Source organism: Neobacillus drentensis, from assembly GCF_036965645.1.
In the GTDB taxonomy this organism is placed as follows: Bacteria; Bacillota; Bacilli; order Bacillales; family Cytobacillaceae; genus Neobacillus; species Neobacillus drentensis_D.
The window spans coordinates 65,841-91,140 of record NZ_JBALPZ010000051.1; the positions used below are offsets into that span (position 1 = coordinate 65,841).

Genomic DNA, 25,300 nt, shown 5'->3' on the forward strand with positions numbered 1-25,300 from the left:
CCGGTCCGTATTTTTCACAGGTTCCTTCTCCAACAGTCCTCCGTTAGCTAACTGTAAGAGGGGTTAGTGATAATCCAACAAATTGGATCAAATCCTCTAACTCCGCCATGGTGGCCTCATCTACAGCTCCCCCTGGAAATCTTACATGGGAAGATTCAATAATCCCCCTTAGTTTAAAAATTTCCTTACGAATCGTCACTCCGCCAATCCCCAGCTGGGCCTCGAAACGGATCAGGGGCAAATGCTGATAAAAGTATTCTCGGGCTTCGATTTTTCTCCCCTCTGTAAAAAGGCGATAGGTTTGTACTAACACCTCAGGGTAGGCAAAACCTGTCATGATCCCGGCTGCCCCTCTGTTTAATTCCTCATAAAAATACATGCCGCCCAAACCGCCAAATAATAATAATTTTTCACCAACCAGATCGATTATTTTTGAAATTTTAATAGTGGTAGGTGCTTCTTCCAACTTTACATATTTCACATTCGGAATTTCATTGGCTAAACGGGCTAAAAATTTAGGGGTTAATACAACGCCCGTGGTAACTGGTTCATCTTGAACAACAATCGGAATTGATATTTTTTCCGCCACCTTGGCATAATGCTGGAAAAGCAGCTCTTCATTTCTTAAATTTGCCGGCGGGGCGATCATCACGGCTGATGCGCCTGCTTTTTCGGCCTTTTCAGCTAAAGCTACTGATAAATTAGTAGCAGGTGCGGAACATCCAACAATCACAGGCACCCTCCCATCATTTTGGTCTAAAAATGTTTCCATGACCAAAAGCCGCTCTGATTCGGAAAGTTTGTGCACCTCGCCCATAATGCCTAAAATGGTCATTCCATCCACACCAGCCTGAATATAAAAGTCAGTTAGTTTTCGAATACCCATTTCATCCACATTGCCCTCTTCATCAAAAGGGGTTAATGTAATCGTATAAATACCTTTTAATTGCTCCATTTCATCTACTCCTCCTATAAAATTTTTATTTAAACTGCATGTATTCTTTGTAAAAAGGAAGATAGTCTTGGCTGATCCGTGCAATAGAAAACTTCTTCCGGTTTGCCGCTTTTCACAATGGCTCCTTTATCCATAAAAACAACCCGATCGGATACCTTTTCGGCAAACTTCATTTCATGCGTCACCACAATCATGGTCATTCCGCCTTCAGCAAGCTCGATCATTAACTTTAACACTTCACCAACCAGCTCAGGGTCCAAGGCAGATGTGGCTTCATCAAATAACAGCACACTTGGGTTCATCGCCAGCGCCCTGGCAATCGCAATTCTTTGTTGCTGTCCCCCTGACAATTCACTGGGATGACTGTTTATTTTGTCGGCTAATCCCACTTTATGTAAAAGCTCCTTAGCCAGTTGCACGGCCTCAGCCTTAGGCATTTTGTTTACTTTTGTCGGACCTTCAATAATATTTTCCAGAACCGTTTTATGTGTCCAAAGGTTGAAATGCTGAAACACCATCCCCACCTTGGAACGATAGGGGCTCACTCTTTTTCTGCCGAATAAAGTCAATTTCCCCTCTTTATTGGCCTGGAATTTGACCATTTCACCTTCGAGCTTGATTTCTCCTTGATCAGGTACTTCCAAAAGATTAATGCAGCGTAACAAGGTGCTTTTTCCGGAGCCGCTTGGTCCAATAATGGAGACGACTTCTCCCTTTTGGATGCTTAAATCAATATCTTTGAGTATGGCTTGACCATTAAAAGATTTGCAGATTCCTTTTAATCCCAATACTTCCACTCTGTCCACCTCATTTCCTTAACTGTTATTCCTCGCAATATTCAACTTTTTCTCCGACCAAGTCTGGAGGAGCATTAATAAAGAGGTCATGATTAAATACAAAATAGCTGCCACTCCAAGGGTTTCCATTGGTGAATAGGTGCTTGAGTATAAATTCTTTGCATTCATCATTAAATCAGGCACTGTGATGACTGAAACTTGAGCTGATTGCTTAAGGAAACTGGTAGAGTTGCTGATATACGGAGGGATAATAATCCGTATGACCTGCGGAATCTTGATTCTCATCATCACCTGAAGAGGGGTTAACCCGATCGCCTCCGCCGCTTCTATTTGCCCTTTCTTGATTGCCAGCATTCCGGAGCGGATATATTCAGCTTTATAGGCAGCCACATTCAATGTCAAGGCGATTAAGGCAGCCTGAATAGCAGTCAGGCGGATATGAAAGGGTGTTGTATAATAAAATAAAAATAAGAGAATTAGTAAGGGAATTCCTCTAAAAATCCAGATATAGAAAAAAGAAATGAACGACAGTGCTTTGTTAGACGACATTCTCATCAAACAAAGAACAAATCCAAGCAGAGTTCCAAGAATTAAAGAGACGACGGTAATCAAAAGGGTAATGGATGCCCCCTCTAATAACAGGGGCAGTCCATTCACAATAATGCTGTTATTCACCCAACTCTCTCCCTTCTATTTATTTATTGAACGTGATCCCAAAATACTTTTGAGCTAGTTTGTCAGACTCTCCATCTTTCTTAAGTTTGTCGATCGCTTTATTAATGGCATCTACAAGTTCAGGACTATCCTTTTTAATCGCAACTGAAATAATACTTTCCTCTCCTTGTTCAAGCGGACTACCAGAAATTTCAATTTTGTTTCCATCAGGAGAGTTTTTAATATAAGAAGCAGCAGCTGCCTGTCCCATAACCACCACATCAATTCTCTCGTTCACCAAATCTGCAATACTTTCATTTGGACCAGGGTAGGTTTTCATTTCTTTATATCCGCCTATACTTTGGACAAGTTTTTCCCAGTTCGAGCCTGAATTGACCCCGACGGTGAGCCCTTTAATATCCTTCGGCCCGCTAAGGCTTTTGGCTCCCTTTTTAACAAGTGCTACGGCACCATCGAGTGCATAAGCATCGGAGAAATCAACCGATTTTTTCCGTTCTTCATTGATATGGACACTGGACATGACGACATCGAACTTTCCTTGAGTTAACCCCGGAATCAATCCAGTAAATTCTCCTGTTTCAAACTTTGCTTTGACTCCCATTTCTTTCGCAATGGCCTTGCCCCATTCCACATCGTACCCAGTTAATTGATTGTCATCTCCAAGATACGAGAAAGGACGATAATCACCAGTTGTGGCAATAACCAATTCTCCCTTATCTTTCACCACATCTAGTGAATTTTGTGGTTCACTGCTCGTGTTTTTTGCTGCATTATTTCCGCTGCAGGCTGATAAAATAAGGACGGTTCCAGCCACAAACATTCCTGCCTTAACAAAGCGATTGATTTTACTTTTCATCTACAACACCCCTTGCTTTCTATTGGTTTAATGGTAAAGATGCATATTGATTGGAAAGACGATACACCGTTTGCAGCATCACATTGATACCGTCCTCTATTTCCTTCCAGCTTGTAAATTCATCTGGATGATGACTAATCCCGTTTTCACTTGGCACGAAGATCATTCCTGTTTCGGTTAAATGGGTCATTGAATTCGTATCATGATTGGCCCCGCTTAGCATATGCTGGTAAGACATCCCGAGATCGATACAGGCGTGTTCAATCTCATCCTGAATGCTTTTTGACATCACATTTGGGACCTTTTCCACGATGGGCGTAATTTCAGTGTCTTCAAGATTACGGTGAATCCACTCGTTAATTTTCTCTTCAACCTCTTTCATCTGTTCCCGCTTGCTTCCTCTTACTTCTATTAATAACGTTGCCTCTCCAGGGACGACATTGGCCATATTGGGGAATATCGAAAATTCCCCAACTGTTGCGACAATAGTTTCCCCATACTCTTTGGCAATGTCATGAACGGCCTGTATTAGACCAGCCGATTTTAATAGCGCATCATTTCTCATATTCATCGGCGTTGTTCCAGAGTGGCTTGCCTTCCCAATCACTCGGACTTGAAAACGAATCATGCCGGCGATGGAAGTCACAATTCCAATACTTTGTTCATGTGCTTCCAGGACTTGTCCCTGTTCAATATGCAATTCTAAGAAACTAAGAAAATCACTTTTTTCTCTTTTAGCCTGGAGAATATCCTCCCAGTTGAAGCCAAGATCGTTCAACTTTTTCTCATACTCAGGTGTATAATCGATGAGCCCGGCCATTGCCCTGCTGCCAAAAGTGCCGCCAAGCGGGTTGGCTTCCTCCCCGGTAAAGCAGATCAGTTCAATCGGAACAGGGAGTTGAATATTTTGTTCCTTTAGGATTTCCATCATCTCCAGACCCGCAATGACACCCAGTGCCCCATCATAAAGGCCGCCTTCAATGACGGTGTCCAGATGTGAACCGAACGCAATGGCAGGTCCCTTTGCCGGCCCCATTCGGCTGATCACGTTTTGAACAGAATCCAGCTTAACGGGTATGTCCAGCCGATTCATTTGATCGACCAGCCAATGCTTTGCCTCCTTCTCCTCTTTCGAATAAGCACATCTGGTATATCCTTTTCTGCCGCTGTTGATTTTTGCCAATTCCTCAAAATGCTTTTTCACTCTGTTCACATTTATTTTTAATTGCTTCAAGCGAGAATCTCTCCTTTTGACCTTAGATCCTGAACCCAATTCATGAAAGAACTAGATTGATCAAGCGTCAGGGCCCGATTAATTAGCGACTCTACAAACCTATCATCCTTGAAAACAGCCAGATACTTTTTGGTTAATTCCTGTTCTGACAATGGTTCTTTGAAGCTTCCAGAGGAATCCTTTACTTCTTCGGTATATTTCTTTCCATCCGTCAAGGTAACCGTCACCTTAGCCGCTCTTTCTTCAGGCAATGCTTGGGTCATCTCGTCATTTTCCACAACCAGGATTTTCTCAGACAGCTCTAAAATGGTTTCATCTGATAGAGCTGATGGACTAAAGCATTGAAACAAATTACGGTTTAATAGAATACAAGCAAGTAAATAGGGAATGGAGAACTTTGCAGCCAATTTGTTGGGAGGCTTTGGATCATTCAGCCTCGCCGCAAGTTTGTAAGTTTCCACTGTCACACTTTTGATTTCTGAGACATCGATGGGACCTCTTGCCAATAAAGCATATAGGGCATCAATGGCTGAATGTGAAAATCGACAAGATGGATAGTATTTAAAAAAGCTCTTATCGATGAGTGGCGGGTTCCACAAATCTTTTTCGAAAACGACAGGATCCAAACGTGTAGATATCAGTTTTCCCCATAAATGCTCTACGATATGGGAACTGCTTTGAAAACCACTTTTTTGAAAGGTTAAAGCCTGATAAGCAATTTGGGACGAGATCCCGGTATACAGATTTCGCACAGTACCTCCTGTGACGGCCGCTTCCCAAGAGGTTGCTAAAGGGAGCGTGGCCGATAAAAGGACGGCACTGATTATCTCTTCCTTTGATTTTTTCTGAAGCAAGCCTGCTACAACCGTTGCTCCGATTGTGCCCCAGGTGCCGTGTGGATGCATATCGTCATTCATATTACAGGCATAAGCAAAGCGGGCAGCCACTTCATAACCGAGAATAAAAGCAGTAATGAACTCTTTTCCCGTTGCTTTATTTTCAATTGCCGCTAAATACGCGGGTGCAAAGATATGAGCAGCTGGATGTCCTTTGGCAAATTGATTGCCTTCATCGATTTCATTTGAAACGATCGAGGTTCCGTGGATCGTCAAACTATCGAATCCGGAAGTGAAGAAATCTGTCCCAATGATGGGGATCGGGTGAAGTTCGCTACGTTCGGTTTTCCCGACTTCCCCTACTAATTGGGAGACTTCTTTCTCCGACATTCCTTCCCATGCAGCGACGATGGTATCTAAAATGATCCATTTTGTCCTTTCAATCGTCTGTTCTGAAAAATCATCCCACGTTTTATCCGAGATAGTATTCAAAGAATTCAAAAAATTATTTATGGACAACTAGAGCTTCCTCCCTCATGGCTGAACCCGCTACAAACTTTCCAAAGCCAGGCTCCACCGTAATTTCGTTCCCATCATAGACTGTTTTGCCTCGAACAATCGTTTGAACAACTTTCCCTTTCCCTTTTTGTCCATGGAATGGAGAAAGCTTAGCATTGGATTGAAGTTTTGTTTCATCGATGATAAACGTTTCATTCGGATCAATAATGGTAAAATCCGCATCATAGTCCATCTCGATTTTTCCTTTTGAAGGTATTTGGAAAACTTCAGAAGGATGAATCGCCATTAGCTTGGCAAACTGAACAGGGGTTAATATTCCTTTTGCCACCGTGCTGTTGAACATTAAAGGAACCATGATCTCCACACCCGGCATCCCTGAAGAGGCCTTGAAGATATTATCATTTCCTGTCTCCTTTACTTCTTTTGGCCATGGCGCATGGTCAGAAGAAATCAAGTCAATATTTCCAGCATGAAGTTGTTCCCATAATCCGTTCACTTCTTCAGGTTTCCTTAATGGAGGATTATTTTTGGCCTTTGGTCCAAATTCATCCAGTGCACTTACATCCAATAATAAATACGGATAACAGGTTTCCAATGAAACATCGACTCCGAATTTCTTAAACAGTTGAATAAGCTCGACTGTACGAGGATGGCTTACATGAACGATATGAAGCTTCCCGCCTGTCCAATAGGAAAATTCTAATAGCTTTAAGACGGCACTTGTTTCCGTTACCGGCGGTCTGGTCTCCATATGTGCCGCAGGATAAACCTTTCCCTCTTTTTGATATTCTTCTATCATTTGATAAATAATCTCATCATTTTCAGAGTGAAAGGCTGCCCTTAGACCTGTTTCCTTTAAAATCTCCATTGTTTTGATAATTTCCGGATCAGGAATTCTAGGAAAGCGATGCTCATCCGTTTCAAAGGTCGACATTTTAAACGCCATCGCACCAGCTTCTGCAAGCGGGATAATTTGATCCGTACCGTTATATTTAGAAACTGTGGCCCACAGTCCAATATCAACCACTGCTTTATTTTCTATTTTTTTAGCTTTTTCTTTAAAAATCTCTACATTACTGATCGGGTTGGGTACATCGTAAGGCATGTCCATGAAAGTAGTGATTCCACCAACCGCAGCGGCGCGGCTCGTTGTCGTAAAGCCTTCCTGTGTATTACTGAAACAATGAACATGGACATCAATCATTCCAGGAAAAACATACTGATTACTGAAATCCAAATAAGTCTCGCCTGTTAAACCCGCTTCCCCCTTATGAATTTCTTTAATTTTTCCATCTTTTATCCCAATCTCTCCATAAACAACTTCATTTTCCAATACAAGCATGCCCTTAATCACTTTGTCGAATTGGTTTGCCATACTATTTCCTCCTTTTTATAAGTACCGTTCGATTCTTTTCGTCGTTTCGATTAACTTTTCCACATAAAAATGTTTATCCTGCTGAAGCATTCTTTCACTTGGTCCAGCAATACTTAAAGAGGCAACGACCTTTTCATTAAAGTCGCGGATGGGCACGCTATAGGATAAGACCCCCTCATCAATCTCGCTATCAGAAAAGGCATAGCCATTCTCCCTTATTCGCTGCAGGTCCTCTATTAACGCTTGTTTCTCATATAAGGTATTTTCGAGATATTTCTTGACTAACCCCATTTCATATAATTGATCAATGAAGGATTCCTCCAAGCTGGATAGCAGAACCTTGGATGAAGCTCCGCAATGAAGCGGGATGACCCCTCCCTGTTCCGATGAAACCTTTATCGGATAGAGCGATGGTATCACTTCAAGGCAAACAGCATGGAAGTTTGAACGGACAGATAATATGATTGTTTCCTTCGTTTCCTCGTTCAGCTTTTCCATTTCCGGTCTTGAAACCACCATGAGCCCATGGTCCTTTCGGACAATTCTTGCCATTTTTAAAAATCGGTACCCAAGTTTGTAGTGATTATCAGATGTTTCAATAATATAGCCTTTCTCCTTTAAAACACGGAGATGCCGGTATACAGAGCTTTGGGGTTGACCAAGCTTTTCAGCTATTTGTGCTACCGTTAGGGCACGAGCATCAAAATCATATAGATCCAGTATGTCTAAAGTTTTTTCAGCACTCATTCATCTCCCTCTTTCTCAATAAATAATAATTAATTATCATTTATCACTTTCTATTAACAGCATAAAAAAAATTCCTTTTTTTGTATCAATTTATGTAAGGTTTGTTCACAGCATTTTTAACAAGAAATAGATTTATTGTGTTACATTATATTGATTTGCCTTTGCTACACTTACCTTACAAGAAAAGAACAAGGAAAGAGAGAATATTGATGACACAAACACTCGTTAAAGCTCCATTTAGAGCAGATCATGTAGGAAGTTTATTACGGCCAGAGAGAATACATATGGCCAGAAAGGATTTCCAAGAGGGCAATCTTACAGCACAAGAACTGCACGTCATTGAAACCGAAGAAATTTTAAAAAATCGTTGAGAAGCAAAATCCAAGTCGTACTGCATGCTGTGACAGATGGAGAATTTCGCCGCAGATTTTGGCACACTGATTTTCTCGAGCATTAAATGGTGTAGAGGGCTACGTTCCAAATCATGGCTTTTCCTTTAAAAGGGAAGAAACGGAAAGATACGATGTGCGTGTAATTGGAAAGATCTCCTTTAACCCAAATCACCCGCATATCAAAGACTTTATCGAATTTAAAGAAATCGTTAGGGATCGTGCGGTGGCCAAACAAACCATCCCAAGTCCGAACCAATTATATATTGCAGGAATCCGTAACCTAGAAATCTATCCAGATATTGAAGAATACACAAAGGATATTCAAACCTACCATCATGCGATCAAAGCCTTTTATGATGCAATCTGCCTTACTTACAGCTAGATGATGTATAACTATATTTTTCTATAATTTTTGTACAATAAACTAAAAAAGTACATAGACGAAAATGCAAAATAAGTCTAATATACTAAGATGAATGATTGAGGGAGGAAAATAATGCTAATTTTAAGTGCCAAGGGGAAAAGAAAATATGAAATCTACTAACTTTTTAGATGCTGTACAAGATGCTTTTTTAAAATTTGAAAGCCCCTATTTAAGGTTTTCACTAATTTATTGGGGGATATTTATTTTAGTTGTATTAATTTTTAACCGGAAAATATTTAAACTAGATAACTTCGAACGACTCGCTGCATTTTTTTCACTATTAGGGTTGTATGTATTTAGTTTAATATTTTATCTATCAAAAGCATATAAATTTTCAATGGGAGACAAATGGGGAGATATAGGACCTCTTGGAGATTTAATAGGTGGAACGACGGTGGCATTCTTCACTTTAGCTTCACTTATTCTTCTTGTAGGAACAGTACGTACACAGCGAACTGAAATGCAAAATACAAATAATATGATGCATATTCAACAAGTAGAGCAAACCTATTTTCTAGCAGCCTCTTCATTTATGGAAACGCGAAACAGATTAGTTAACATGCCATTAATTAATGAAAACAAACCAATCCAATTCAAATTGAAAAGTAATCTCCTATGTGCACCTTGGTTAGATCCATCGATGCAACACCCAAATGCATATAGCAATAATTATACTAAGATCTCACCAAAAGAACTCAATCAGTTAACAGTTCTACAATATAATAACTCAAGACTCTATCAGTTATTATTTTTACAATCAGTCGTATATAAACCTTCTAAGTATATAAGGCTTTATGGTTTCTCTTCATGGTTTGATATTCTGCTGCTAGTTCATTTCAAATTGGAAATAAATGCAGGCATTGAAGAAATCTATGACGAAATGAAAGACTTTATCGAAACATCAGGGATGCCAAATTACAAGAATTTAGACGCTATTCTTTCTGAAAATGAGGAAACGGTCCCCTCTTTAATGTTTTCAGACTTCAGAGAGCATTTTGACGATATTTCAAAAGAAATTGTGTTTAAGTGTTTTAATTTAGCATTACACTTAATTAAAAAGAATGACTCGGAAGATAAGGCATTACAAATGTTAAAGGTAATACATTATGAAATACCTGTATTTGCAATAAAGGATAATCAAACTTTATTCAGTGATTTACCAAGTACTTTACAATCATTTATGACTATCGCGCATAGCACAGCAATCATTCAGTTTTATGATGAATTCAAGTGGATTATTCGTTACTTAATTACAAATCTAAAGTCATATAACACAAATAATGCAAATTTCTCTTCTGAATATCGACTATATTTAGACCACTTAAGTAATAAACTGCAAGAAGATGACTTACTTTGCGTCGCTATTCTACTTGCGATTGAATACGATACTGCATTATTTAATAGTTATCAAAATTGGGCTGATTCAAAGGTGTTAAAAGACTTAAAGGATAAATATCACGACATTCAACCGAAACATAGGACAGTAGATGGGAATCATCCAGCATTTTCAACTGATAAAATCATAATTGATGCTTCACAAGAATCAAAAGAATCATTTATCGTGGCGTATAAAAATGTAGAAAATCAAATTGAAAAAGTAGCTCCCAAAATATTAATTGATAATCAATCAATTATTCAATTTCGGAATGACTTATTTGAATCGAAGTTCTTTACTAAAATAAAAACAAATATCGATTTAGGGTGCATGTATGAAACCTTAATTCCAAATAAGATAGTCACTAATAAGGATATTAAAGATATAGAGAACCGCTTAAAGGAAATTGTTCTTATAGATTATAAAGAAGTGTATGAGGAATTATTGATAGATTAGATTTGTTAGGCCACAGGGACGGTTCTCATGGTTTCTGATAAAGTTTAAGTCAATAGTATACCGGCAGAACTGTCCCTAAAAAATCCCCTTCTTTTTTACAAACTAATTTTTTCAAGATATATAAAAGCCCTATCCGACTGTAACGGATAGGACTTTTTAAATCTTAAGAATAATAGAGAAGTTTATACATTTTTCATTAAGAGATGATTCAAAATGAATAAATTTACTACCAAACCTACATCGTTTAATTGTCAGAAGCACGAGAACCGTCCCCATGGTCTATGGTCTACGGTCTACCCTTGACCACAAAAAACCTCAAGACTGTTCGAAAACAATCCTTGAGGGTATACAATTATCATTAGTGACTCTTACCTGTTGTTCTCTTTTGATTTATCCATGCGGCTACTGCCTTTACAGCTTCTTTTTGTTTCAGAGTCTGAATAAATCATTCCCGCTGCTTCCTTTCCACATATCTGATGCTACTTCAAACAATGTGTCCCTTCACTCTTTCTTATAATCAGCATACCGTATGATTCCATCCGCAACATTGGTTAGAAGATTAGTCAGATAAACAGGGTCTGACAAGTTTCTGTCTTCAGTTGGGTTACTCATGAACCCCATTTCCACCAAAGTGGCTGGAACCTTAGACCAGTTGAAGCCCGATAAATCTCCCCTGTAGGATATTCCATTTACCTTTAATGAGGCGTTTTTCTTGGTTTCTTCTAGAATATATTGGGAAGCCTGTAAACTATCCTGGTATATTGCTTTAGTATAGGGGTCGTTTCCAGCAGGTGTTAGAATTGAAAGACCCCTAACATTCCGATCTGTGGAACCATCTGCATGGATCCGAATAAAAAAATCTGCTTGCTGTTGATTGGCGATCTCCGCTCTTTCTCGGTTGCTTAAATTAACATTATGAGTGCTCCTTGTATAAATAACCTTAACTCCTCTTTTTTCCAACAAATCCCCCAAAATAAGAGAAGCCTCCAACGCCAATACATATTCCGGCTTACCGGTCACTATCCCTGTAGTTCCTCCAGTAACCTTTACCTTTGTTTCCGCAGAACCTGGTCCTACAGGCTCCTTTTCTAAATTAGCCTTTTGTTGGTGGCCAGGATCAATCACAACAGAAAAATCATGATAAGCCGCCTTTGATTGCTCCGGAGTCAATCTACCTGAAGAAGCGGAGACTGGATTAGCCTCCTTTTGCTTCACCTGTCCCACTTCTGTTTTTGAGGTATCAAGGGGCTTCTCGGGTTTCTTGTTATTCCCTCCATCATTTCCTTTATTGGAGACCACTGATTCCTTGTTCTCTACATTATTTTTTGAGGACACTGATTCCTGTCCCTTATCCGATTCAGACTTGACCTTCCCTTCTTTTACTACAGGCTGCTCGAATTGTTCCTTACTCATTTTTCCTTTTGCCACTAAAGTATAGAAATAGAAGGATGCAACAATAAGCGCCAGGAGTAGAACTACAAAAAGGCCTATTTTTTCAATTTTGTACCTCACTTTTACTTCCTCTCTTTACTCAAAATTAATTCCGCATTCTGTTTTTCAGTATCACTGATCATAGATTCAGAAAATAAAGGATCCGGGATATACCATGATTTTTGAGAAAAGTAGTTTTGTAAATCCTCCGATTTAAACTCGTAGCCATGGCGCGCAAAAATTTCATTTCGTGCTAATCGCAGCTGTTCAGGAGACAAATTGGCGATATCCTCCTCCGTGAGTATTGTGGTATCACTGTTTGGAAGAATATAATCTCCTGGTTCGACCGCTGTATCATTAATCGAGGTATCCTTGTTTTCTTGTAAATTTAATAATTCATTTACTGCCAGCTGCCCCTCAGCTAAAACCTTTACACGTGTGGTACTATTAAAGGTCTTTATCTTTTGAGAGCCATCACCAAAGGTAATGTTATATTCTTCATATGTTTTAACCGTAAATGTTGTGGAATCAATTTTAGTAATATCATTTACCTTGTAATTTAAGAGTTCTTCGGTTATATTCTTTTCTTCAAGATACTTGATATAATCCCTCTGCTCTGCATAACTTTTGCCATTTGGGTCAATAAATGATTCTACAATGGAAAAATCTCTCTGATTAACGGCTTTTATACTTGCCTCTAGATAGTCGCCCATAAAATTATCTACTTCCTCTTTTGTAACAGAAGGTGTTTCTGATTCCTGATTAGCTGCTTGTGAAGCAACCTGATTAGTACTATCACTATCAGTGGTATCATTAACAGTCGTATCTTTAACTACCTTTTTGGCCTCCACAGGGGCAGTGCTATCATTTGAAGAGCTTGATTTTCCGAAGTGACCAATCACAAACAATAAAGCCAAAACTCCCACTACCCCGATTGCTAATCTTTTGACCCAGATTCCCCAGTTCATTTCCTTCTTGCTACTTTGATGGTTTTCTCTTTTTTCCTGTTGTTCTACCTTTTTGCGATCATGATCTTTTCTGTTCTCCGGAGACACTTCCTTCTTACGTTCATTAGGCGATTGTTTATGGTCATCCCTTGAAGAAGGCCTGGTCTTTTTTTCAACTATTGGCGTCGGAGTAGGAACGGTTTCTTTTTCAACTAATCCCGCTCGCTTTTTATTGTTATCTTGGATTCCACCATTAGCAATCAACATCTCAAGCTCATCAATCGTCATAGGTTGTTCATTCCTAAGTTGGCCTAGTAAAGTTTCGCTTAACGATGAGTAGTTTTGAATAACATAGGACAATTGTTCAATATCAGAGGAAAAGCTTGTACTTTTTTTATCAGTTACCTTTATTTCCCCTGCGCCATAAAGAATGACCCTTCCTTGGTTTGTAAGCCAAATATTTTCAGCACTAATGGAGCCGTGGCTAAGCTTTTTACGATGAAGATGACTAACCGCGTCGATTAATTGACTTACCTCATCGGAGCCTAGCTTCCCTTTGGTCTTTAAGAGATTCCCCTCTTCACAATCCAAAATGGTATAAAGACGATGTTCGTCTAACGAATTAATAATCGACACACGAGGGAGATGCTTAAAATTGGTAACCTTCATTTGGTACTGGTCATACAATTCATACCACTGATCCTGCTGGTTTTGGGAAGCTTTGTTAAAAAAGTCTGCTAAACGAAGTAGTTTTGTTTCGCCGCTTTGTATTTCCTTTACCTCAAATACCTTCAAGCCAGATTTTGTAGAAAATAACTCCCGTCTAATCTCATAACCTTCAAATTTCATATAATATCACCAAGCCTAATCTGTGAATTATGTATTCATTTATTTAAAAAACAAAGAAAGCAAAGCTGACTAAGTCAGCTTTACATTCTCAATTTTGCGTATCTTTTTGTACAATAGTTACTGAAACAGATTGTTGCTGGTTAATTCGCAAGGTAATGTAAATATCAAATCCCCGGCAGGACATTTCTTTATTCCCATATTAGTTTTTGGTCCGCAGGGTTCTAAAGCTATCGTACAAACTATTTAGTTTGCAGCCATTTCCTATTCCTGGACTGGAACTTTCACAAAATTAATAGGGAGTAACTTCATCCACTTCTCCATTAGGATACATAAAGGATACAGTTTTATTTTTATCTACAATAATGGAGCCTTCTGCTAAGCCGTTCGGTCTGCCAATGTTAATCACCCAGGAACCGTCGTAAATCTGAGGTTCATCAAAAGTATCTCCATTTGCTACAAGATCAGGATAACTTGGTAGTCTTTTTGATAATTTAGTAGCCTCTTCTGCTGTAATACCATTGATGGATGGTTTAGCAGCTGCAGCCTTAGCTTCGGCCTTTGCTTTAGCTTCTTGCTCCGCCTTTGCTATTTCTGCTTGCTTAATAGAAACATTATTCGAATCTTTTAATTTCGTAGCTTCATCTTTTATGGCGGCAAACTCAGTTAAATCTTCTTTAAGCAAAGCATCTAGTTTTTCATTGGATTTTTGAAAATCCCCAGATTGATTTAATGTTTTTGCATCCGTTAACATCGTGTTATAAGTTTTTTGACTTTCTTGTAAGGCAGTTAACTTCTCTTCTTTTTCCTTTGATTTAGAAGAAATAACCTTAGAACCTTCTTTTACTTTAATCGATTGTTCAAGTACCTGAATTGCTTCATCCATTTTCTTTTGCTCGGTCAAATCGTCTGCTTTTAAAATCAGTTGCACCTGGTTTAAATAGGCTTTTGCCGTCTTATCCTTGTCTTTACTAGCCAACGCTGCCTCGAACAATCCTTCAGCTTTACTAAAATTATCCTCAGCAACAGCATCTAGTCCTTTTTGAATCGAGCTTTGATAGACTTCATCTGTTTTAGAACTGCAGCCTCCAAGCAGCACTAATACACCTAAAGAAACCGCTATTAACTTTTTCATAAATATGTATTTCCCCCTAGATGACTTTATTTTCAATTTTAGTAGAACTTTAGTTCTACATCCATTTCATATTATTTACTTTTAATCAAGACCTTCAATAAGTTTAACAACTAAACTACTTTCAAAAGAATCATGAGAACTTCCCCATGCTTCTGAAAAATCAAACTCTTATAGTGCTCATTTAATTATTTCCCTTGTTCTCCTCTTGAGCTGACTGTTTAAATAATTTATCCAAATGGTAATTTGAATTTTCCAATTTTCTCTCTTCTCTCTGAGACTTGTTAAACCCATTTCTGAAGTTGTATTCTATTTTGCGAAGCCGAAACGACTGTTCTGGTGTCAGGTCTTTAAGATTAATGTTTTTTTCTCTGAGACTCATTAACATTTCAGCTTCTGAAGAATAAAGGTTCATATCTCTAAGTGTTTCCCCCGTACATTGATAGGCTCGAATTTCAAACTGATACTTCTTAAATTCCCCATATATAGACCGAGACTCCGCATCTAATGGTTTTGCCTTTGCAAAGACACCTTTTATTTTGGAACCCTCTATATAAAAATCATGCGCTTTACTATATCTATATTCCAAGTGAAAAGGTTTTTCCATCATACTGTTTCTTGTAATGGCAATGATAAGTGTATAAGGTATCTTCAAGCTATTAAAATATGAAACATCTGCATCTGAGGGATCTGCCCAATCTTCAAAGTAATCTTCATACGGATGACTATGATAAGTTCCTACACACCTAGAAGTGGAGATAAGTTCTTGAGCATTCTTGATTGCCAAATCTACTTTTTTATTTGGTGAGATGGAGCGATCTGTTTTTGATTTAACATTACTTATTGGATAAGTATAGTCAATTTCTACTCTTGTTTCTTGAGGAAGTCCAAAAAGTAATCCATATGTTTCAAAATGTATTTTTTCAATTTCCTGAGGGAAATTTTCTACAGCATTCAGAATTAAAGTAGAAAAGGATTGTTGAATTAATTGTAAATTAAGAATAGTAGAGCCTTCTGTTTTCACTATTTTTAGTCCACCTTATACTATTTATTGTTAACTTTCATGATTCAGACACCTTACCTATTTCTGAACAATCTGCACAGCAGTGGTCGATCCGTTTTGCTTACTTGATCTAAAGAGAATTTCATAGCCGTCTTTATGGTACACAGTACTATAGCCACCAAATTCCTGATCAAGATACGACTCACTCGGATTCCCTAATATGCTGCTGATTTCATTAGGTGTCATTCCAACATGGGCGTTGTAAATCGATATCTCAGGATTAGAGAAGTAATAGCCTGTTACGATTTCTGCTTCGTCCAAAAGATATCCATCTTTATCGAATGTTACCAATCTTGATCCCTCGTAGCCTTCATCATATTCTGGCTGTCCATAATAGTTGATTAATTCGCTTAAACCCGCTCCAATTTTGAAAGGAGTACTAATTTCAGAAGTATTTTGTTGGGAGTCTGCGTTTCCGTCTCCAACCTGGACAACAAAGGTTGCAGGTGGGTTGTCTAGGTAACTTCCAGACTCTTCATCATAATAATCCAAGAGAAATTCAAAGGTACCCATCTCCGTAAATTCAACAGAATTTCCTCCAGAAATCATTTCTGCATTCGATGTGTTTACTGACCCAGAATTCCCCATGTTTGTATAGAGGCTGATTTCCCCTTTATCAAATTGACGTTTGGTCTCATCATTATCTGGAATAAACGATAATACCTCTCCAACCTTTAGATTAATATTGCGATCTCCAGTTGGCACAACTAACCCATTCTTATTAAGAATAAAATGGGCTTTAACCGCATTAGCAGGTCCGGCATCACTACGTCCGACTTCCTTCACGTTCAGCTGATTGTTGCTTAATGTTAGATATGTTTCACCGAGTTGAGAAACAAGGATAGAATCATCCTTTTTCTTAAGAGTATATCCGTTATCTTCCCAAGCGATTTTTCCATTACCTTCTTCATCCACTTCTAATGCGTAAACATCATACCCAGCTCTATATTGGTAGGTACCGAACACAAGTAAAGCCTTTTTCTGGTCCTGCGGATTTAGAAGCAACATATCCAGATAGGATTCCATTTCAGCACTAGAATCAACTTCATATTCTTGAGATTCCCACTTCTTGGACCATTTATCAGCTTCCGCGTTATAGTCCAGCACGACTACCTTGGCTTTCCCCATTTCTCCATCTGTTCCTTTTAGCCCAATCCCAAGAATCGTATAATAGGTCCGATTAATTTTAACGGTTTCTTGCTTAATGAATTGCCAATTTGGAAATAGAGCAGCAAATTGTGTTAAATCAATTTTCGGCGGCTTCGTTTCTTCCCTTTCCACCGCTTTCGCTGGACTTTTTTCTGCGTTTGTCGTCTGAGCTGTTGGACTTTTTTCTGCGTTTGTCATCTGAGTTGTTGGACTTTTTTCTGCTTTCGTCGTCTGAATGGAGGAGTCATTTGAAAAATAGCTCACTGTGATCACCGCAAACAGTAGTAAGGCGATCCCTCCCCCAATCATCCACCACTTCCTCCTTTTTCGAGGAATTTTTTCTTCCGGCACTTGAGCCCTTGAATCAACGAATACTTCAGGAACCGCCGCTCGATTGTCTATAGTCTCTTTCTCTACTAAACTTGGCTTGATTTGAACCGTCTGTAATAAATCCAGTAGTTGTTCTAAACTAGTGGGTATCAGACCATCCTTTACCTCAATAGTTGTAAGCCGCTTGATGATGGAAAAAATAGAATCATAATCCGCTTGTTTAGGTACCGGGGCGGAAGGTGTCAAAACTTTCTTTTCTCCAGCGCCAAACAATTGCACATCACCGGTTTCCCGTATCCAAATATGATTTTCATCAATACTGCCATGAATAAACCCTTTTTTATGCAAGTGGCTTACAGCTTCGATCAGCTGCTCCATTTGTTCTTGCGATAATTGCTTACCTTCACTTAAGATCGTCCCGTCTTCATAAGGAAAAGTCGTATAGACCTTATTTTCATGTGTACTAACCACTAGTGGTTTCGGCAAATACTTGAAATTGGTAATATTTAATTGGTAATCTTCATAGCATTCGAACCATGCATCGTCACTAGCCGGCCTATTTAACTTCCGCAGCATGAATGTCTTTTGACCACTGTCACGCACAATCAAAAAAGAAAGATCATCATTTGTTGACAATAACTTCTCTACTTTGTAGTCTCCTATTTTCAACCCCGAATTCCCCTTTTATGAAAAAACTTATCTATTCAAGGCAATAGCCTCCCTTGGATAGACAAGTTTTCGTTCCTCTAGTTTCTAACTGAAATGATGAAGGTACTTGCTATTTTATCGTGCAGACCTTGTTTTCTCTTTGTAAAGGCAGCCATCAAGTAGCCAATTCCCAAAGTAAAAATTGAAATATATTTGGCAAAATACCTCCCTGTCGCTCTTTTGAAGGTTATTTTTCGACCATTTTGATTAATTACTTTTAAACCAAATACTTTTTTACCTAAAGTAGCTTGCATCTTCGAGCTTTCCATCCAAGCGAAGTAAACCCAGGACAACAATAGGTTAAAGATAGGCGCGGAATCTCCAAATATCATGTACAACGGAACAAACACAATCAAATAATCGATGAAGTATGCCAAGAGACGTTTCCAGAATCCTCCAAACTTACTATGATCAAGTGAATAAACCTGCTCATTGACCTTATAAGTTCTTTCTTCAGATAAGCGATGATGGTTGTTTGTTTGGTTGTTGATTTGATTGATTTTTTGTTTCAATTTTTGATCGTTTGGTTTACGGTTCGTTGTTTGGTTGTTAATTTGATTGGTCTTTTGTTCTAATTTTTGATCGTTTGGTTTATGGTTCTTTTCCGTAGATTCTTCATAAGGCTTTTCCACTAAACTGCCTTTTACATTTTTCTCAACCACAGTGCCCTTTACCCGTTCGCTAGTTCCATCCGAAAACATAATATCCCTTAATTGCTTTAAGGACTCTACTCCTTTTTGTAGACGGAGCAGCCTTTCCTTATGTATGAGAGCGTATCTTTTGACCACCTCGGCAAGCTGCTCTACATCTTTTTCTTTGTTGGAAAAAGGAAGGCCAAATGCCTTCCATTCACCAGCACCGAATAATAATACTTTCCCTTTTTCCGTGATCCAAATATTTTCTGCTTGAATAGAACCATGGACGAAATTTTTCCGATGCAAATGGTCAACTGCCTCCAAGAGCTGCTCTAACTCGTCATTACTCATCTGAGCTCTTTCGGCTAATGTTCGGCCTTTTTCGAATTCTAATAAAGCATAAGCCTGATTGTCATTTTCATAGTTAACAGAGATAACTCTTGGAAGATTTTTATAGTTTGTAACCGTCATTTGATAATCATCATAATTCGAAAACCACAAATCCAGCTTTTCTTCGGATAAAGTCACCCCACGAAACAATCTCAGCATTTGAGGTTTGTTCGATTCCTCACTGCTTACCTCATAAACGGAAAGATGGGTATCTTCATATAGTTTCTTTTGATGCTGTAACGGTGCAAGTATCATTCTTTCATCACCACCAATAATCCTATAAATTAAGCTAGTTTTACACTTTCTATTTTTCTAATTTTGCTTTCCTTTTGTACCACCGTTACCGAGACGGTTTGCTGTTGATTGATTCGGAAGGTAACATGAATATCTAACTCACCTTTTGGCCTTTTCACAAGTCCTGAAACATTGATGGTTCCGATTTTTCTGTTATGACTAACATACCGAGAAGACCCTTGATACACATCAATATCAATCTCATCGCAATAATCTACATTTGTCGTAAAGATTTTTGATGCCTCACACGGGGTACGACGATTGCTAGGTATCAAAACACTGAACCTTCCATCTCCTAAGCCAATACCGAGGGCGTGGGCTGTAGCCGTCTTAATTTCTATCTCTTTCGACCATTCTAGTCTTTCATCTAAAAAGGCTGCATAGACGGAGGCACCTTCAGCCACACATAAATCAGGATCAATATTTCCAAAGATCTTTCCTACTCCAATTTTGTCAGCTAATAATTGATCCACCTTAGGGATACGGCTTGAACCCCCTACTTTGATCACACGGTTCACGTCATGATTTGAAAGGGATGCTTTTTCCAGAACGTCATCGATAATGGTATCCATCTTGGTGAAATAATGATCAATACAGTCCTCGAAATCTTCTCTCGTAATCTCTAATTCTATATGCTGGCCACTCACCACGTTAGGGATAATAATTTCGTGAAAATCAATGGAGGAAAGAGTCTCTTTCGCTTCCTTTGCTGCTTCTAATATCTTTGCCTCCGCTTTTACCAATTCTTTTTGCGGCAGCCCAGCGAGATTGAGGTTTGCTTTTCTTTTGATGAACTCTCCAAGCTCTTTATCAAAATCAAGTCCCCCCAGCCGGTCATCGCCCCCAGTCGCCAGCACTTCAAACACTAATTTATCAGATCGATTGATCAGCTTAAAAATCGTTAAATCAAAAGTCCCCCCGCCCAAGTCAAATACCATAATAATTTCATCTTTTAGGGTTTCTTCCTCATGGATGCCATACGCCAAAGCAGCGGCAATCGGTTCCTGAATAATGCCCAATACATTCAATCCTGCCATACTTGCAGCTTCTGACGTATTACTGCATTGAAGAGCCGTGAAATAATAGGGGACTGTTACGACAACACCTGTTGGATTAAATCCAGGAGTGGTCTTCTCTGCGTACTCATATACATCCTTCAAAATTAAGGAAGAAATTTCAATCGGTGTATAGGACTTCCCGCCTAACATAATTTTTTGATGGCCATCGTCCATCATTCTTTTGACGCCAATCACCGCATTTTCAGGATTAATCAATGCTTTCTGTGCGGCAAAGTTACCAATAAGAATCCCCTGTCTTTCATCAAAATAAGCGACGGAAGCCCAGGTATACTCCCGTTTTGGATTTTGGTAGACTCTCGGACCCTTTTCCGTCCATCTTGCAATCGCTGAATAGGTGGTACCAAGGTCAATTCCTAAAGCTGGTTTTTTTTCATTATCGACTCTCAACGTTTATTTCACCTCTAACTCTGATGAAGTTTCTACTTGATTGATTTCAACAGCAGGTTCTTGTAATGCTTCATCTTCTTGATTCGTGTCATTCACAGACTCATCCGTAACCGCAGGATTTGCATTCTTTACCACAGACACCTGTGCAGGACGAATGATAAAACCCTCTTGGTTATAAATGACTCCTTGATAAAAATACCCATAACGGATGACTTCCTTGATTTGTTCATTTTCCATGGAAGGATCTTCAACGATAACAAGGGGTTCATGCTCACGTTCATTAAAAAACTGCCCCGTTTCCGGAATTAACAATCCGACGGAAAACTGATCAAGGATCTTCTTAATGCTGGACATTAAGGTGGTATATACCGTTAACCACTCCGTTACATATGGGCTATAGTCAGGATAGGAGTCTGTTACTTCAACGATCAAATCCTTGGCATACATATCCCCGCTATATAATCCATCCATTACAGGGGCTAGCGCCTTCTCAATAAAAGTCACAAATCTTTTCTCAGCAGCTTCAATAGCACCCTTTACCTGCTCAAGCGTCTCTTCGTTCTGTTTTGAAACTTCCTCGAGGTGTCCAATGGATTCTTCAGGGCTTTGTTCCGTTTCATGGCTTAGCTCATTACCTTCTGAATCTATTACCCTATCTTGATCACTGCTTACGTCTTCCCAGAGGATAAATTCAGAAATCCCCTCTTCAATCGGCTTTTCGATGTTTAGTTTGCGTTGTAATCTGCTAGCGGTTTTGACGGATAAACGTACGCCCTCCTGCCGATTTTCAAGCTTCTCCTTCAATTCTGAAGGTAAATTTTCTATGATTGTCATTTCACTGTGTTTTTTGTCAAAATCTGCAGATAAACGCTCAATCCCCTGAGAAAGTTCCTCGAAGCTAGCTTTCCACTTGTCTAATAATGTGCGCTTTTCTTTGTATTCCTCTTCTAACCTCTTAAACATGCTAATGAGTTCTGATTTCTCCATCTCCACTACTCCTAATCTCTTTTAATCGTGATTTGACTTGAAACTCCCTCTTCTCCTTGCAGTGTGGCCGTGACGATGACTTCATTTTGCTGATTCACTTCAAATTTAACAACGATCCGATGCGTTCCCTTAGCCGCGGCAGGAATACCATTTAGGAAAAATTCACCAATGCACACACACTGTGTATCTGAAACATACTCAACAAATTCAGGTGTTTGGAAAACGGTAATCCGCATCGAGGTCATATTATCCTCTGAATTCGTATAGACTTTTTCATTTGAGACAGTCGGTTGTTCCTCTGTGAGTTCTAACCCTTTTTCAATCACTTGATTGAAACGGCCTCCCCGCACTTCAATCCCCAGGTGATGGGTAACGATGTTATTCATTTCAATTTTTGTCTCTGGCTGATCATCTGCATCTGTTTCATTTGTATCGTCAAGCTTATCTGTTGGAACTCCTAAATTGGCCCCAAAAATGGCCGCTCCTTGAGCCACCACTGTATCAGGATCGATATTAGAGAATGGTTCTTTGTTAAAGAACGTTTTGATTTCATTTTTAATAACAGGTACTCTCGTAGACCCTCCAACTAAAATAATGCGCGAAATATCCTTCATTTCTAACTTCGAATTATCTAACGCCGTCTGTACCGTAGTCATCGTTTCTTGGACTAAATGGTTAATGGCGTCTTCAAACTGTCCACGAGTCAATTCAAAATCAATATTATGGACTTTTCCATATTCATCTTTAATCACATTAGGAATCTCGATGTTGACAATTTCCACCTCAGACAAATCCTTTTTTGCTTGTTCACAAGCTTCACGAACCAGTTCTTGAGCTTTCAGTAAATCGCTGATAGAAACTCCTTGATCGGCTTCTAAGTCAAGAAGGTCCAGCTGGGCTGTTTCTTTAAAATCTCTGCATACCATCTCCAATAAGATTTTATCGAAGTCATAGCCCCCAAGGTTCGGATTTCCTTCTTTGGCTAAAACGGTAAACTTAGCTGGTTCACTTTCATCTACCGTATCTACTTTTAGAATCGAAACATCGAACGTTCCGCCCCCTAAATCGTAAATTAAGATCGTTTGATTACGGCCGATTTCAGTTGCATAAGCAATCGCCGCAGCAACTGGTTCTTCCAACAAGTAGATGGTTTCTAATCCTGCTAACTCAGCCGCTTCACGTGTGGCCCTTTTTTTATTGTCATCAAAGTTGGCAGGCACACAGATCACCGCAAATTTTGATGTACCTTTTAAATCAAAGTCTTGTTGATTTTCGACGTATTCCTTAATTTTGCTGAGTATTTCAGCCGATACATCCTGCGGGCGATATTCCTTACCAAAAAATTCACGTTTCCAGTCCGTACCCATTTCTCTTTTAATAAACGACACGGTATGTTCCGGGTCAATCAGTACGCGTTTCTTCGCATTCTCTCCCACTTGTACTTCTTCTTCGGAACGGAAGCTTACGACAGAAGGCAGGGTGTTTTCCTTCCCAAGGCGAATCATTTCACTTTTTCCTTTTCGATAAATCGAAACGGCGGAATTGGATGTCCCTAAATCAATTCCTAAAATATATGGACTATTCTTTTCAATGATGGTCATTGTACTTTCCCCTTTTATTTAGTATCGATTTTAATTACTTTTGGTACAATTTCTTTTCTATCAATCATAGATTGCAATTGTTGTAGATTTACTTTTTGTGTTTGAGAGAATTCTTTTACTAACGAAGATTTCATATCTAGTTCTGCACTTGAAAACGTAATAATTCCATCGTTATCAAGGTCGAACAAGGCAACCGCCGGAACATGGTAAGGTTTTGGATTAATCGGTAATAATAACTCTCCTATTTTGTCCTTATCCAATGGTATTTTCTCCTCCGTACGGTACACGGAAAAATTAATTCCAGATTGAAATTTATGGATTGTTGTACCGATCTCTGCTCCTGTACAAGGGATCTTTGTGTTCTTTGCAATCAGGTGTACAATCTCATAATGCTTATTATCAATAAGCATATTGATCCCGAAGGAGTGAGCGGTTACATCTTCCACCTCGATGGGAACTGGGGTGTCATCATAATCAGGCACACTCAGGCTTGCTGCCAAAATAGCCGCTCCATGCGCGACAATTTCATCGACATTATCAGCAATAAAGGGCTGCTTAATCTTTTGTGTGACCATTTCACGGACTGTTTTATTTCTAGTAGAACCTCCTACTAGAATAATTCGGCTGATATCCCTTACCGTTAGACCAGCCTCTTTTATCACATCCAAGGTTTTATCAATCGTCCTATTCACTAATGGTGAAATCAGGCGATTATAAGTATCAATGGTCAATTCTTCATCTATATGTATACCAAAAACGTCTGGAATCGAGATATCGGCAATTCCAGATTCAGAAAGTTCCATTTTTGCCTGCTCAGCTGCTTCTTTTAATTGTTGACTAGCAACGGAGCCTTTATGGTCACCTTTTCTTGATGCTGAAATATGATTTGCATTCATGACATATTGAACAATTTGATCGTCAAAGTCATCGCCGCCGAGGTTGGAATCTCCATCAACAGCTAAAACTCTGAAGTTATTGTTTTCTACTTTAAGAATGGATACGTCAAATGTACCACCACCAAGATCGTAGACAACAATGGTTTGGTCTCTTTCCTTATCTAATCCATAAGCAATTGCGGCCGCTGTCGGTTCAGGAAGTAGTCGTAAAACATTAAAACCCGCCAATTCCCCCGCTTCCCTCGTTGCTTTTCTTTGTTCTTCTGTAAAATAAGCAGGGATCGTGATAACAGCATCCTTTACTTCTTCTCCTAAGTATGCACTTGCTTCTACCCTGATTTTCGTTAGAATCTCCCTTGCAATATCAATAGGTGTAAGCTTTTTACCATTAATAGAGTAAAACTTGGATTTATTCCCCATATCCCTTTTAGAAGAGGCTACGCTATTTTCAGGGTCAATAAACAACCTTGACTTCGCTGTGTACCCAACCAATGTTTGTCCGTTGTCCCGATAAGAGACTACTGATGGAAGGATTTTCTTCCCATCGATTGGGATACTTTCTACCCTCCCTTTACGATAAACAGCTGCCGCTGAGTTACTCGTGCCCAAATCAATTCCTATAGCTATTGTCATACGACTAACCTCCTCATCTAATATTATTCATTATTAAGATAGCAAGACTTTATTACCATAAAATACCTAACATTTTCTATTTTACTTTAATTTCCGTTTGATTTCGACGATTATTTTCCTGTTTTAATACTATTTTGTAGTACATAAGGTA

General features: G+C 39.0%; 19 protein-coding genes and 1 pseudogene. 2 read left to right on the top strand and 18 right to left on the bottom strand.

Features of this window, described 5'->3' with window-relative positions:
• Window positions 1-43 precede the first annotated feature (43 nt).
• The 8 genes from V7266_RS10800 to V7266_RS10835 are packed head-to-tail and all read right to left on the bottom strand — an operon-like array spanning window position 44 to window position 7,994.
• Complete coding sequence (locus tag V7266_RS10800; RefSeq protein ID WP_335467894.1) at window positions 44-955, bottom strand: dihydrodipicolinate synthase family protein; 912 nt, start codon at window positions 953-955, stop codon at window positions 44-46.
• A 29-nt stretch (window positions 956-984) separates the two neighbouring features.
• The gene (locus tag V7266_RS10805) at window positions 985-1,752 is read right to left on the bottom strand and encodes an amino acid ABC transporter ATP-binding protein (RefSeq protein WP_335467895.1); all 768 of its coding nucleotides are present in this window, start codon (window positions 1,750-1,752) and stop codon (window positions 985-987) included.
• 18 nt (window positions 1,753-1,770) lie between these two features.
• The gene (locus tag V7266_RS10810; RefSeq protein ID WP_335467896.1) at window positions 1,771-2,427 is read right to left on the bottom strand and encodes an amino acid ABC transporter permease; all 657 of its coding nucleotides are present in this window, start codon (window positions 2,425-2,427) and stop codon (window positions 1,771-1,773) included.
• A 19-nt stretch (window positions 2,428-2,446) separates the two neighbouring features.
• Window positions 2,447-3,283, bottom strand: coding sequence for a substrate-binding periplasmic protein (locus tag V7266_RS10815; protein WP_335467897.1), 837 nt, complete (start codon window positions 3,281-3,283; stop codon window positions 2,447-2,449).
• 19 nt (window positions 3,284-3,302) lie between these two features.
• A complete protein-coding gene (locus V7266_RS10820) occupies window positions 3,303-4,517 on the bottom strand; it encodes a Zn-dependent hydrolase (protein ID WP_335467898.1) in 1,215 nt (404 codons plus the stop codon).
• Window positions 4,514-5,872, bottom strand: coding sequence for an MmgE/PrpD family protein (locus tag V7266_RS10825; RefSeq protein WP_335467899.1), 1,359 nt, complete (start codon window positions 5,870-5,872; stop codon window positions 4,514-4,516). Before V7266_RS10825 ends, V7266_RS10820 begins: the two co-directional genes overlap by 4 nt.
• Entirely contained in the window at window positions 5,859-7,247 is a 1,389-nt protein-coding gene (locus tag V7266_RS10830) for a dihydroorotase (protein WP_335467900.1), read from the bottom strand. The genes V7266_RS10825 and V7266_RS10830 overlap by 14 nt, the downstream gene beginning before the upstream one ends.
• Before the next feature lie 15 nt (window positions 7,248-7,262).
• Window positions 7,263-7,994, bottom strand: a complete 732-nt coding sequence (locus V7266_RS10835; RefSeq protein WP_335467901.1) for an IclR family transcriptional regulator — start codon at window positions 7,992-7,994, stop codon at window positions 7,263-7,265.
• A 209-nt stretch (window positions 7,995-8,203) separates the two neighbouring features.
• On the opposite strand from V7266_RS10835, the pseudogene V7266_RS10840 reads away from it, so the two are divergent.
• A pseudogene (locus V7266_RS10840) lies at window positions 8,204-8,776 on the top strand (5-methyltetrahydropteroyltriglutamate--homocysteine S-methyltransferase); the annotation flags it as partial.
• 140 nt (window positions 8,777-8,916) lie between these two features.
• Entirely contained in the window at window positions 8,917-10,641 is a 1,725-nt protein-coding gene (locus tag V7266_RS10845) for a hypothetical protein (RefSeq protein WP_335467902.1), read from the top strand.
• Between the two features lie 501 nt (window positions 10,642-11,142).
• Here V7266_RS10845 and V7266_RS10850 read toward each other — a convergent pair.
• The 10 genes from V7266_RS10850 to V7266_RS10895 all read right to left on the bottom strand — a co-directional run bounded on the left by V7266_RS10850 (window position 11,143) and on the right by V7266_RS10895 (window position 25,149).
• Window positions 11,143-12,153 (bottom strand): N-acetylmuramoyl-L-alanine amidase, encoded by a 1,011-nt coding sequence (locus V7266_RS10850; RefSeq protein WP_335467903.1) that lies wholly within the window; start codon window positions 12,151-12,153, stop codon window positions 11,143-11,145.
• A gap of 2 nt (window positions 12,154-12,155) precedes the next feature.
• The gene (locus V7266_RS10855; RefSeq protein ID WP_335467904.1) at window positions 12,156-13,868 is read right to left on the bottom strand and encodes a TcaA NTF2-like domain-containing protein; all 1,713 of its coding nucleotides are present in this window, start codon (window positions 13,866-13,868) and stop codon (window positions 12,156-12,158) included.
• Between the two features lie 289 nt (window positions 13,869-14,157).
• The gene (locus V7266_RS10860) at window positions 14,158-15,000 is read right to left on the bottom strand and encodes a hypothetical protein (protein WP_335467905.1); all 843 of its coding nucleotides are present in this window, start codon (window positions 14,998-15,000) and stop codon (window positions 14,158-14,160) included.
• A 181-nt stretch (window positions 15,001-15,181) separates the two neighbouring features.
• Window positions 15,182-16,021: a hypothetical protein gene (locus tag V7266_RS10865; protein ID WP_335467906.1), complete on the bottom strand. Its 840-nt coding sequence runs from the start codon at window positions 16,019-16,021 to the stop codon at window positions 15,182-15,184.
• A gap of 57 nt (window positions 16,022-16,078) precedes the next feature.
• Entirely contained in the window at window positions 16,079-18,208 is a 2,130-nt protein-coding gene (locus V7266_RS10870) for a hypothetical protein (protein WP_335467907.1), read from the bottom strand.
• 77 nt (window positions 18,209-18,285) lie between these two features.
• On the bottom strand, window positions 18,286-19,527 hold the full coding sequence (locus tag V7266_RS10875) for an RDD family protein (RefSeq protein WP_335467908.1): 1,242 nt from the start codon (window positions 19,525-19,527) through the stop codon (window positions 18,286-18,288).
• Between the two features lie 29 nt (window positions 19,528-19,556).
• Window positions 19,557-21,032, bottom strand: coding sequence for an Hsp70 family protein (locus V7266_RS10880; protein WP_335467909.1), 1,476 nt, complete (start codon window positions 21,030-21,032; stop codon window positions 19,557-19,559).
• Between the two features lie 3 nt (window positions 21,033-21,035).
• On the bottom strand, window positions 21,036-22,019 hold the full coding sequence (grpE, locus tag V7266_RS10885; protein WP_335467910.1) for a nucleotide exchange factor GrpE: 984 nt from the start codon (window positions 22,017-22,019) through the stop codon (window positions 21,036-21,038).
• Window positions 22,020-22,030: 11 nt separating this feature from the next.
• Window positions 22,031-23,620, bottom strand: a complete 1,590-nt coding sequence (locus tag V7266_RS10890) for an Hsp70 family protein (protein WP_335467911.1) — start codon at window positions 23,618-23,620, stop codon at window positions 22,031-22,033.
• Between the two features lie 14 nt (window positions 23,621-23,634).
• On the bottom strand, window positions 23,635-25,149 hold the full coding sequence (locus V7266_RS10895) for an Hsp70 family protein (protein ID WP_335467912.1): 1,515 nt from the start codon (window positions 25,147-25,149) through the stop codon (window positions 23,635-23,637).
• Window positions 25,150-25,300: the final 151 nt, after the last annotated feature.

What these genes read in the sequence shown, in the direction of transcription:
- grpE (WP_335467910.1), bottom strand. Translation starts at nt 22,019, where the DNA reads ATGGAGAAATCAGAACTCATTAGCATGTTTAAGAGGTTAGAAGAGGAA.
- V7266_RS10875 (WP_335467908.1), bottom strand. Translation starts at nt 19,527, where the DNA reads ATGATACTTGCACCGTTACAGCATCAAAAGAAACTATATGAAGATACC.
- V7266_RS10835 (WP_335467901.1), bottom strand. Translation starts at nt 7,994, where the DNA reads ATGAGTGCTGAAAAAACTTTAGACATACTGGATCTATATGATTTTGAT.
- V7266_RS10830 (WP_335467900.1), bottom strand. Translation starts at nt 7,247, where the DNA reads ATGGCAAACCAATTCGACAAAGTGATTAAGGGCATGCTTGTATTGGAA.
- V7266_RS10895 (WP_335467912.1), bottom strand. Translation starts at nt 25,149, where the DNA reads ATGACAATAGCTATAGGAATTGATTTGGGCACGAGTAACTCAGCGGCA.
- V7266_RS10815 (WP_335467897.1), bottom strand. Translation starts at nt 3,283, where the DNA reads ATGAAAAGTAAAATCAATCGCTTTGTTAAGGCAGGAATGTTTGTGGCT.
- V7266_RS10890 (WP_335467911.1), bottom strand. Translation starts at nt 23,620, where the DNA reads ATGACCATCATTGAAAAGAATAGTCCATATATTTTAGGAATTGATTTA.
- V7266_RS10860 (WP_335467905.1), bottom strand. Translation starts at nt 15,000, where the DNA reads ATGAAAAAGTTAATAGCGGTTTCTTTAGGTGTATTAGTGCTGCTTGGA.
- V7266_RS10800 (WP_335467894.1), bottom strand. Translation starts at nt 955, where the DNA reads ATGGAGCAATTAAAAGGTATTTATACGATTACATTAACCCCTTTTGAT.
- V7266_RS10855 (WP_335467904.1), bottom strand. Translation starts at nt 13,868, where the DNA reads ATGAAATTTGAAGGTTATGAGATTAGACGGGAGTTATTTTCTACAAAA.
- V7266_RS10845 (WP_335467902.1), top strand. Translation starts at nt 8,917, where the DNA reads ATGAAATCTACTAACTTTTTAGATGCTGTACAAGATGCTTTTTTAAAA.